Source organism: Faecalibacterium sp. (genome assembly GCF_052358865.1).
Lineage (GTDB): Bacteria > Bacillota > Clostridia > Oscillospirales > Ruminococcaceae > Faecalibacterium > Faecalibacterium butyricigenerans.
On record NZ_DAWCVJ010000079.1, the window covers coordinates 1 to 10,603 of the forward strand.

10 protein-coding genes are annotated in these 10,603 nt (G+C 59.7%); 9 read left to right on the forward strand and 1 reads right to left on the reverse strand.

The features are described from left to right. Nucleotides 1-176: 176 nt before the first annotated feature. On the reverse strand, nt 177-1,022 hold the full coding sequence (locus ACT8X9_RS11060) for a MurR/RpiR family transcriptional regulator (RefSeq protein WP_444269022.1): 846 nt from the start codon (nt 1,020-1,022) through the stop codon (nt 177-179). A gap of 497 nt (nt 1,023-1,519) precedes the next feature. On the opposite strand from ACT8X9_RS11060, the gene ACT8X9_RS11065 reads away from it, so the two are divergent. The 9 genes from ACT8X9_RS11065 to spoIVA form a co-directional block, all read left to right on the forward strand. Continuing rightward, nucleotides 1,520-2,863 carry an extracellular solute-binding protein gene (locus tag ACT8X9_RS11065; RefSeq protein WP_444269023.1) on the forward strand — a complete coding sequence of 448 codons (1,344 nt, stop codon included), beginning with the start codon at nt 1,520-1,522 and terminating at the stop codon, nt 2,861-2,863. Between the two features lie 110 nt (nt 2,864-2,973). After that, the gene (locus ACT8X9_RS11070; RefSeq protein WP_444269028.1) at nt 2,974-3,900 is read left to right on the forward strand and encodes a carbohydrate ABC transporter permease; all 927 of its coding nucleotides are present in this window, start codon (nt 2,974-2,976) and stop codon (nt 3,898-3,900) included. 15 nt (nt 3,901-3,915) lie between these two features. Beyond that, nucleotides 3,916-4,884: a carbohydrate ABC transporter permease gene (locus ACT8X9_RS11075; protein ID WP_444269024.1), complete on the forward strand. Its 969-nt coding sequence runs from the start codon at nt 3,916-3,918 to the stop codon at nt 4,882-4,884. 294 nt (nt 4,885-5,178) lie between these two features. Then, entirely contained in the window at nt 5,179-6,108 is a 930-nt protein-coding gene (locus ACT8X9_RS11080; protein WP_249234557.1) for a dihydrodipicolinate synthase family protein, read from the forward strand. A gap of 94 nt (nt 6,109-6,202) precedes the next feature. After that, on the forward strand, nt 6,203-6,661 hold the full coding sequence (locus ACT8X9_RS11085; RefSeq protein ID WP_227619997.1) for a YhcH/YjgK/YiaL family protein: 459 nt from the start codon (nt 6,203-6,205) through the stop codon (nt 6,659-6,661). A 5-nt stretch (nt 6,662-6,666) separates the two neighbouring features. Next, the gene (locus ACT8X9_RS11090) at nt 6,667-7,371 is read left to right on the forward strand and encodes an N-acetylmannosamine-6-phosphate 2-epimerase (RefSeq protein ID WP_227619996.1); all 705 of its coding nucleotides are present in this window, start codon (nt 6,667-6,669) and stop codon (nt 7,369-7,371) included. A 21-nt stretch (nt 7,372-7,392) separates the two neighbouring features. Further along, complete coding sequence (locus ACT8X9_RS11095; protein WP_444269025.1) at nt 7,393-8,322, forward strand: ROK family protein; 930 nt, start codon at nt 7,393-7,395, stop codon at nt 8,320-8,322. A 17-nt stretch (nt 8,323-8,339) separates the two neighbouring features. Continuing rightward, nucleotides 8,340-8,978, forward strand: coding sequence for a GDSL-type esterase/lipase family protein (locus ACT8X9_RS11100; RefSeq protein ID WP_444269026.1), 639 nt, complete (start codon nt 8,340-8,342; stop codon nt 8,976-8,978). Nucleotides 8,979-9,100: 122 nt separating this feature from the next. Beyond that, on the forward strand, nt 9,101-10,603 hold a 1,503-nt coding region (gene spoIVA, locus ACT8X9_RS11105; protein WP_444269027.1), incomplete at its 3' end, for a stage IV sporulation protein A.

Below are 10,603 nucleotides of genomic sequence, written 5' to 3' on the forward strand. Positions count from 1 at the left end.
ACACCCGGTCATCATCCGGTGCTTTTTTCTGTCGGAGCACCGGCGACATGAGATATTATACTCAGATATGGAGTCTTTGTCAACGGATTTTTGAGAATTTTTTGAATTTATTCGAAAAAAGTATGATTTTCACGGTAATGCGTTGCTTTGCATCACGCGGGGGGAGGGGTGGGGGATCAGAGCATCTTCAGTGTCAGAACTTCGCTGGTAAGCTCCTGCGCGGCGTTGGCCTGCTCGGGGGAGTCGAGGATGTACCGCAGCACCAGGACCTCGCCTACATAGAGGACGGCTACCTTGATGGGAATGCTGCCGGAGTCCAGCGGGCTTTCCTGTGCGCCGCAGCGAAGGACGACATTGGCCAGCGATGCGCCGGGGGAGTCCTCGTAATGGGTCAGAAGGATGATCTTCGCGCCGGCAGCTTTGGCCGTGCGGAGAGTCTCCATCATATCGCGGGTCGCACCGGAGTAGGAGACGAAGAGGACAACATCGGCCTCGTTCATCAGGCTGGCGGTCAACAGCTGCAGATGGCTGTCGCCGGAGGTGCGGAATTTGGTGGAGAGGCTGGCGAAGCGGGCGCAGATGTCGTTGGCCAGCAGCATACTGCCGCCCTGTCCGAAGCAGAAGACCTGCTTGGCCTCCCGGAGCATCCGTGCGGCCTCATCCACGGCCTCGGCAGAGAGGGCGTTCTGAGTGCCGTTGATGGCGGTAAAGAGACGAGCGCTGGCGTGTTCAAAGAGCGTCTCGGTGGAAGCCCCGGGCTGAAGCTCCCGCTGGCTGGACATGGTGCCGGTGGCGTTGGCCTGCGCCAACGCAATGCGCATCTCGTGGTAGCCATCGAACCCGAGCGCCCGGCAGAACCGGAACACCGTGGCCTCGGCGACATTGCACTCCCGGGCCAGAGAGGAAATGGAAAGATACTGCGCCTCATCGGCGTGCTGTAAGAGGTAGTCGGCCACGGCATGGCCGGATCTCGTCAACTGGCCCTGCCGCTGCTGCAGCAGTTCCCAAAAATTCGTACCCATAGCTTTGCTCCTTCGGTCAGGCGGGCCACAATGCCCGCAGGCGTCTTACACCTTCTTATCCTTATCGCCCCGTCCGCCGCGCAGGGGAGGGGACACCTATATAAAAAGTATAAAAGAATTTCAGCGGCTTGACAAGTGTACCTTTTACCATAATTCAGGCGCAGATGCTGTGCAGAGCATCCAAAAATTGAGGAAAAGTAGTACCCATTACTGAAAATAAATTTCAAAAACGAAAAATGAGTGAGAAAATATTTTTCCTGTTGAAAATGACAAACTGCGCAGAGGTGATTACAAAATGGCTACAACGACGTATAAAATTGGCGAAAATGGCCAAAAGATAGCTGGTATCCCAGATATTTGTGCGGAATAGACAAGAAAACTTTCTGAAAATTGTGTATGCAACCGATGGACAAAATGAAAGATATTTTCTATAATAGGGCCAACAAGAGCGGTCTGGGATGAAGGGCCGCCGATATGATAGGTAAGGAGAACTCATTATGAAGAATGTTATCTCTCGTCGCTCCTTCTTGAAGGCCGTTGGCGCTTTGAGCGCAGCCGGTGCTCTGGCTGCCTGCGGCGGTAAGCCCGCTTCCACCAGCACTGCAGCTTCTGCTGCTGCTTCCACCGCAGCCTCCGGCACAAGCATCAAGCTGTGGACATACCCCATCGGCGGCTGGGGCAAGGACGAGACCGTGCAGGAGCTGATCGCCAGCTTCAACGCAAAGTATCCTGACATCAAGGTGGCCGTCGAGTATCTGGACTATACCAACGGCGACGATCAGGTCAACACCGCCATCGAGGGCGGCAGCGCACCCGACCTCATCATGGAAGGCCCCGAGCGTCTGGTGGCCAACTGGGGCGCGAAGGGCGTCATGGCCCCGCTGAACGACCTGTGGACCGATGATGCCAAGAAGGACATCTACGAGTCCGTCAACTCCGCCTGCCACAACGAGAAGGGCGACTACTACGAGTACCCCCTGTGCATGACGGCACACTGCATGGCCGTCAACATGACCAAGGTCAAGGAAGTGGGCGCAGACAAGTACATCGACACCGATAAGCACACTTGGAGCACCGAGGGCTTCCTGAACACCGTTGACGCCCTGTACAAGGGCGGCTACGAGAACGTGGCGGCTGTCTACTGCGGTGGTCAGGGCGGCGATCAGGGCACCCGTGCGATCATCAACAATATGTACGGCGGCACCTTCACCGACGATGCACACACCAAGTACACCGCAGACTCCGCTGAGAACATCAAGGCCATCCAGACCCTGTACGACACCGACGGCATCAACTTCGACGCTTCCATCGCAGGCGGCGACGAGATCACCCTGTTCCGCAACGGCACTTTGCAGATGGCTTTCTGCTGGAACATCGCGCAGCAGCTGAACAGCGACAACAACGACGCCGGCCTGACCAACGACGGCGACGAGATCATGCCGATGGCATTCCCCACCGCAAGCGGCGACCCGAAGCTCTGCGGCGGCATCTGGGGCTTCGGCATCTTCGACAACGGCGACGAGGCAAAGGTCAAGGCAGCAAAGACCTTTATCGAGTTCATCGCAGCGGACCCCGATCAGGTCAAGAACAGCGTTCTGGCTTCCACCTACTTCCCGGTCCGTGCCAGCGTGGGCGACATCTACGCCGACAACGCCATCATGAGCGAGTACACCAAGTTCATGTCCTATCTGGGTGACTATTACCAGATCACTCCGGGCTGGGCAACGGCTCGCACCGAGTGGTGGAATATGCTCCAGCGCGTGGGCACCGGTGAGGACGTTGCAACTGCTGTTGCCACCTTCGTCGAGAACGCCAACGCAGCCGCAGCGGCCGAAGCATAAGCGTCCCGCCTGAGGGCAAATCAGGAAATGCGTGCCCCTCCCTCGAACATCCCGGCGAGGGAGGGGTATTTTTGGGTAAGACACCGCACCCCATCAGAACGAAAGGTTTGGTGATTTCTTTGGCTGCAAAGACAGCAAGCATCAAAGAGCCGAAGCGCAGCGGCGCCTTGGTTCGGCAGGAGACCATCGCTTCCTATCTGTTCCTCCTGCCCAGTCTCATCTTCTTCCTCGGCTTTGTCATCTACCCTATGATCCTCTGCGTGGTCACGAGCTTTTTTGACTCGACCATGAACCGCGCGGACATCTTCGTGGGTCTTGCGAACTATAAAGAGCTGTTCGCTGACCCTATCTTCCGCGGTGCGCTGAAGAACACCTTCATCATCGTGGTCGTCTCGGTGCCTGTGACCTGCGCGTTTTCGCTGTGGATCAGCTCAGCCATCGTTGACCTGCCTGAGTGGGCGACGAGCCTCTTCCGCTGCGTGTTCTACCTGCCAGTCGTCACCGGCTCGGTGGCCGTCACCGTCGTGTGGAAGTGGATGTACAACAACTACTACGGCATCTTCAACTATCTGGGCAAGGCCGTGGGATTCATCGACAAGAACATCAACTGGCTGGGCGATGAAAAGTATGCACTGGGCTGCATCATCCTCATCCTGCTCACCACCTCCGTCGGCCAGCCCATCGTGCTGTATGTTTCTGCGCTGGGCAATGTGGATCAATCCATCGTGGAAGCCGCTGAGGTGGACGGCGCAACGGATTTCCAGTGCTTCTGGAAGATCAAGTGGCCCGCCATTATGCCCACCACCCTGTACATTCTGGTCATCACCACCATCAACTCCTTCCAGTGCTTCGCGCTGATCCAGCTGCTGACCTCCGGCGGCCCCAACCACAGCACCGATACCATCATGTACTATATCTACTACACCGCGTTCAAGCTCTACCGCTATGGTTACGGCAACGCAATGGGCGTTGTACTGGCCGTTATCATCGCCATCCTGTCGGCTGTCCAGTTCAAGCTTGGCAGTCAGGATAATTAAAGGAGGTGCCGGGCAATGACTGCAACTGCAAAAAAACAGAAACCGCTGAAGCGTCACCCCAGCAAGCTGAAAAAGATGAGCGCCTACATGATCCTGACCCTCATCCTCATCAGCATCATGGCCGTGCTGTTTGCCTTCCCGCTGTACTGGATCATCACCGGCTCCTTCAAGACCGGCGCGGCTATAAACTCTACCACCCCTGAGTGGTGGCCCAGTCAGTGGGTGCTGACCAACTACCAGAAGCTTTTCGCCGGCAAGAGCGCACCCCTGTGGCAGCTGGCGGTCCCGTTCAGCGGCTCGTTCAGCGCGGACGGCGAACCCATCTATTTCTCCATCGGCCCTACGGCCCCGGCAGCCCTGCGCTGGATGATCAACACGGTGTTCATGGCTGTCATGTCCATGATCCTCACCTGCATCACCGCAGCAATGGCAGGTTATGCGCTGGCCAAAAAGCGCTTTGTCGGCCGTAAACTGCTCTTCACCCTCATCGTCTGCGCGATGGCCCTGCCTAAGCAGGTCATCCTCATCCCGCTGCTGCGTGAGATGAGCTCGCTCCAACTCTACAACACCATCTGGGCCGTCATTTTCCCCATCGTGGGCTGGCCCTTCGGCGTCTTCCTGATGAAACAGTTCAGTGAGGGCATCCCCACCGAAATGCTGGAGGCGGCCCGCATCGACGGAGCCAGCGAGGCGCGCACCTTTATCAGCGTCGTGCTGCCGATGGTCAAGCCGGGCATCGGCGCACTGGCCATCTTCACCTTCATCAACAGCTGGAACGACTACTTCATGCAGCTCATCATGCTGTCCAGCACCAGCAACCTTACCATCTCGCTGGGCATCGCAAAGCTGCAGGCAGAGAACAGCACCGATTTCGGCCTTATCATGGCCGGTGCCGCGCTGGCCGCTGTGCCGATCATCATCATCTTCCTCATCTTCCAGAAGTATTTCACCAAGGGCATCGCAATGGGTGCGGTTAAAGGCTAAAATTTCGACCGCGGCCTGCGGCCGAAACAGGGAGAAATTTTTGGCGCCGCGGTCTGCAAGACGCGAGGCCCGCCCAAGGGCCGAAGCGGATGCAGGGCACCGCAAGAGGAAAGCCGCTTGCCTACTGTAGAACCTGAAAAGGGGAATACAGGTCAGGAAGCAACTTTTGGCGCCGCGGTCAGCAGGACGCGAGGCCCGCTCCAAGGGCCGAAGCGGACGCAGGGCACCGCAAGAGGAAAGCCGCTTTGGAAGAGCATCGAGTTTGATTGAAATTATCAGAAAGGACATAGACAAATGAAAGACATCACCAAATATCAGGGCGTGATCCCGGCTTTCTACGCCTGCTATGACGCAGAGGGCAATATCTCCACCGAGGGCGTCAAGGCGCTGACCCGCCACCTCATCGCCAAGGGCGTCAAGGGCGTGTATGTGGGCGGCTCGTCGGGCGAGTGCATCTACCAGCACGTCGATGAGCGCAAGGCTGTCCTCGAGGCGGTCATGAGCGAAGCTAAGGGCAAACTGACCGTTATTGCACACGTCGGCTGCAACAACACCGCCGACAGCGTCGAGCTGGCCCGTCATGCCGAGAGCGTGGGTGTGGACGCCATCGCATCCATCCCGCCCATCTACTTCCACCTGCCGGAGTACGCCATCGCCAAGTATTGGAACGATATGTCCGCCGCAGCGCCCAACACCGAGTTCGTCATCTACAACATCCCGCAGCTGGCCGGCACCGGCCTGACCATGAGCCTGCTGGGTGAGATGCTCAAGAACCCCAACGTCGTCGCGGTCAAAAACAGCTCGATGCCCACGCAGGACATCCAGATGTTCAAGGACGCCGGCGTCGCCGCCCGGGGCGAGGGCAGCTTCGTGGTCTTCAACGGCCCCGATGAGCAGTTCGTCTCCGGCCGCGTCATCGGCGCAGACGGCGGCATCGGCGGCACCTACGCCGTCATGCCCGAGCTGTATCTGGCCATGAACGACCACATCAACAAGGGCGAGATCAAGGAGGCACAGGCCATCCAGTACGACGCCGACCGCATCATCTATAAGATGTGCTCGGCCCACGGCAACCTCTACGCTGTGCAGAAAGAGATCCTGCGCCGGATGTACGGCCTTGAGCTGGGCGGTGTCCGTGAGCCGATGCCCGGCCTCATCCCAGAGGATGAAGCAGTCATCGCCGAGGCACAGGCCATGATCGAAGCCGCTATTGCAAAGCTCTGAGAAGCAAAAAAGCGTCCCCTCTCCGTCTCTTCATGAGGGGAGAGGGCAGACGCTCTTTGTGCTTGTGAAAAAAATCAGTTAGGAGAAAATCACCATGATCTGCGACGCACTGGAGAACCTGAACCGTTACCGGGGACTCCACAAGAATCTGGAAACCGCCATCGACTACCTCACCGCCTACTATGTAGCTCACGACCTGAGCGACCTTCCGCTGGGCCGCACCGAGGTGGACGGAGAGAATGTCTTCATCAACGTGATGGAGGCCGGGCTGAACCCCGACAGTGCCCGCCTCGAGTACCACAAAAAGTACGCCGACCTTCAGATCGACCTGACCGGCGGCGAGGGCTGGGGCTATACCAACCTGCCCGGTGAGGAAGCAGGGGAGTTTGCGGGAGACATCGGTTTCAGGACCAGTCCGGACGCCGTCAGCGGTGTGCTGGGCGAGGGACGGTTCGTTCTGTTCTTCCCCGGTGAGCTGCACAAGCCCGGCGTGGCACGCCCCGGCTGTGACCATGTGCGCAAAGCAGTCATCAAGATCAGGATGGAGGACTGATGGATATGGAAAAAGAAAAGCTGTTTGAGCAGATCAAGGGTGGGCTTATCGTCTCCTGTCAGGCCCTTGAGACGGAGCCTCTCTACACCAAAGAGGGCGGAGTCATGCCTCTGATGGCAAAGGCAGCCGCCATGAGCGGCGCTGTGGGCATCCGCGCCAACACCGTCCGGGACATCACCCAGATCAAGCAGGTGGTGGACCTGCCGGTCATCGGCATCATCAAAAAGGATTACCCCGGCACGCCGATGTACATCACTGTCACCATGAAGGAAGTGGACGAGCTGGCAGCCTGCGGCGTGGACATCCTTGCCGTGCAGGGCACGGGTGCGCTGCGCCCCGATGGCTCTACCTCGGCCCAGTTCATCCGTGCCATCAAGGAAAAATACCCCGACCAGCTGGTGATGGCCGACTGCGACAACTTTGAGAATGCCATGCTCTGCGCGGAAGCCGGGGCTGACTTTGTGGGCACGACCATGCGCGGCTATACGCCCGAGACCAAGGGCATCGACGACATTGATTTTGACTTTGTCCACAAGCTGGCCGCAGAGTGTCCGGCAAAGATCATCGCCGAGGGCCACATCCACTACCCGGAACAGGCCGTCAAGGCGCTGGAGGCCGGTGCGTTCGCCCTCGTCGTCGGCGGTGCCATCACCCGCCCGGCTGAGATCACGGCCCGCTTTACCGGGGCCATCAACGCCATGCAAAAATAAAAATGATACGGAGATACGACTATGAAACAGTATCTTGCCATCGACATCGGCGGCACCAGCGTCAAGCTTGGCATCGTAGATGAAGAGGGCCGCGTCCTTGCCAAGGCGGAGCAGAGTGTCTGTTTCGACTACTATGAGACACCCATCCTCACGACGGTGCTTTCGGCCTCCGAACAGTTTCTGAAGGAGCAGGACGTCAGGCCGCAGAGCCTTGCGGGCATCGGCGTCTCGGCCACGGGCCAGATCGACACCCACACGGGCACGGTCGTGGGCACTTGCGGCAGCCTGCCCAACTACATCGGAAGCCCCATCAAGGCCGAGCTGGAAGCAAGATTCGGCCTGCCCGTCACCGTCGCCAACGACGCCAACTGCATGACGCTGGGCGAAGTCTGGGTCGGCGGGGCGAAAGGCTATACGGACGTCATCGGTGTCACGCTGGGCACCGGCGTGGGCGGCGGCATCCTGACCGGCGGACGGCTGTTGGAAGGTGCCCGGGGCCTCGGCGGTGAGCTGGGCCATTACCGTACCCATGCGCTGGACGGCGTCCTCTGCACCTGCGGTGCATCGGGCTGCTGGGAGCGGTATGCCGCCACTACGGCCCTCGTGCGTGCTGCGCAGCCCCGCAATCATAAGTGGAGAGATGGCCGTGCCATCTTCGAATCGGCCCATGCGGGCGACCCCATCATCCTCGCTCTTCTCGAGGACTGGACGGACGAGATCGTGCAGGGTCTTGCGGGGTTGGTGCACATCTTCAACCCGCAGCTCATCCTCATCGGCGGCGGCGTCAGCGCTCAGCAGGAGCTGCTCATCGAACCCATCGCCAGAAAGGTGAGGGCTTCCATCATGCCCGCCTTTGCAGAGGGACTGGAGATCCGCGCCGCCCAGCTTCACAACGACGCCGGCATGGTGGGCGCAGTCTACTACTTCCGCCAGTCACGGGGCGAAAACTGAAAAGGGGGAATGAAACGATGAAAAAGCATATCCTTTGTCTGGGAGACTCCAACACTCACGGCTATTGCGCCGACCCGGCGGACTGCGCCGACCACGGCATCCGCTTCAACGAGGATGAGCGCTGGACCTGTCGGCTGCAAACAGCGCTGGGCAGCGAGTATCTTGTGACGGAAGAGGGCCTTTCGGGCCGGACGACGGTTTTCGTGGACCCCATTCATGAGTCGATGGACGCTTTGAGCGTGGCCTATGCGCTCCTCAAGAGCCACGAGGTCATCGACCTGCTCATCATTATGCTGGGTACCAATGACGTCAAGGAGCGGTTCAACGCCAACGCCGCCTGCATCGGTGCAGGGATGGAGCGCCTCATCCTCAAGGCAAAGAGCGTGGACTGCTGGGGCACCAAAGCCCCCAACATCCTTGTCGTGGCTCCGCCCCGCATCGGCGACGGCTTCCACGACGCCGTCATGGGCGAGGGCTGCGTGGAGAAGTCGAAAGGCGTGGCAGAGCAGTTCCGCATCGTCGCCGAGCGGCAGGGCGTCCACTTTCTCGATGCTGCCGACTGCGCATTCAATCAGGTGGATTTCATGCACCTGACCCGTCACGGTCACGCACAGCTGGCCAAAAAGCTGGCGGCGCTTGTCCCGACGCTGGTGTAACGGTAGGAGAAAAAAGGCCGGAGTCCCGAGAGATCCTTGGGGCTTCGGCCTTTTTTGCGTCATATTTTCCTCATGTCCGCGCATAAAGTGTACCCAGAAACGGGAAGAGAGGGGAGAGCGTTTTGGCAAATCAGGAACGAATTGAGCAGGCGGCAGTCTGCCGCGAGATAGGGGCACGCACCGGCGGAGACATCCTCATCGGCGTGGTGGGGCCGGTGCGCACGGGCAAGAGCACCCTCATCAAGCAGTTTATGGAGAAGCTGGTGCTGCCCGCCATCGGGCCGGAGGACGCAAAGCTCCGCGCCCGCGACGAGCTGCCTCAGTCGGCGGCGGGGCGCACCATCATGACCACCGAGCCGAAGTTCATCCCGGAGTCGGCGGTGCCGCTGGCGCTGGAGGGCGGGGGAGAGTGCAGCATCCGGCTCATCGACTGTGTGGGCTACATGGTGGAGGGGGCGATGGGCCACGAGGAGAATGACAAGCCCCGGATGGTCAAAAGTCCGTGGTTCGACGAGGAGATCCCATTCGACCTCGCCGCCGAGACCGGCACCCGGAAGGTCATCCGGGACCACTCCACCATCGGCATCGTCGTCACCACCGACGGCACCATCAGCGAGATACCGCGGGAAAACTACGTCCCGGCGGAAAAACGGGTCATCGACGAGCTGGAAGCGCTGGGTAAGCCCTTCGTCATCCTGCTCAACAGCACCCATCCCGATGCCCCCGGGACAAAGGCGCTGGCGGAGGAGATGGAAGAAAGCTATGGCCGGACGGTGCTGCCCGTGAGCTGCCTCGACCTCGACGAAGAGCAGCTGGGGGAGATCCTGCGCCGGGTGCTTTACGAGTTCCCGGTGCGGGAGCTGGATTTTGCCCTGCCGCGCTGGGTGACGATGCTGGACAAAGGCCATTGGCTCCAGACTGAGGTGTACACAGCGGCCATGCAGCTCTCCGGGCAGATCGCGCGGATGAAGGACATCTCGGATTCTGGCCGGGCGGTGCTGGACTGCGAGGCGGTGGAGAACGCCGCCCTCAGCGGGATGGACCTTGCCGACGGCATCGTGCGCATCACGGTGCTGCTCAAGCCGGAGGTGTTCTATAGGGTGCTCAGCGAGCAGACGGGGCTTGAGATCGGCGACGAGGCCGGGCTGATGCCCTGCATCATCGAGCTGGCGAAAGCGAAGCGTGCCTATGAGAAGATACGCAGCGCGATGGAGCAGGTGGAGGCCACCGGCTATGGCATCGTGATGCCCTCCATTGATGAGCTGTCGCTGGAGCAGCCCGAGATCGTCCGGCAGGGCGGGCGGTATGGCGTCCGCCTTGAAGCCAGCGCACCGTCCATCCACATGATGAAGGCGGTCATCCACACCGAGCTAAGCCCCATCGTGGGTACCGAGAAGCAGAGCGAAGACCTCGTGCAGAGCCTCTTGCAGGATTTCGAGGACGACCCCGTCCGCCTGTGGGAGTCGAACATCTTCGGGAAAAGCCTCCACGAGCTGGTCAACGACGGCTTGCAGAACAAGCTGCTCCATATGCCGCGGGAGGCACGAAGCCGCCTGCAGGAGACGCTGGAGCGCGTCATCGACGAGGGCTGCCCAGGGGGTATCTGCATCCTGCTGGAGCAAAAA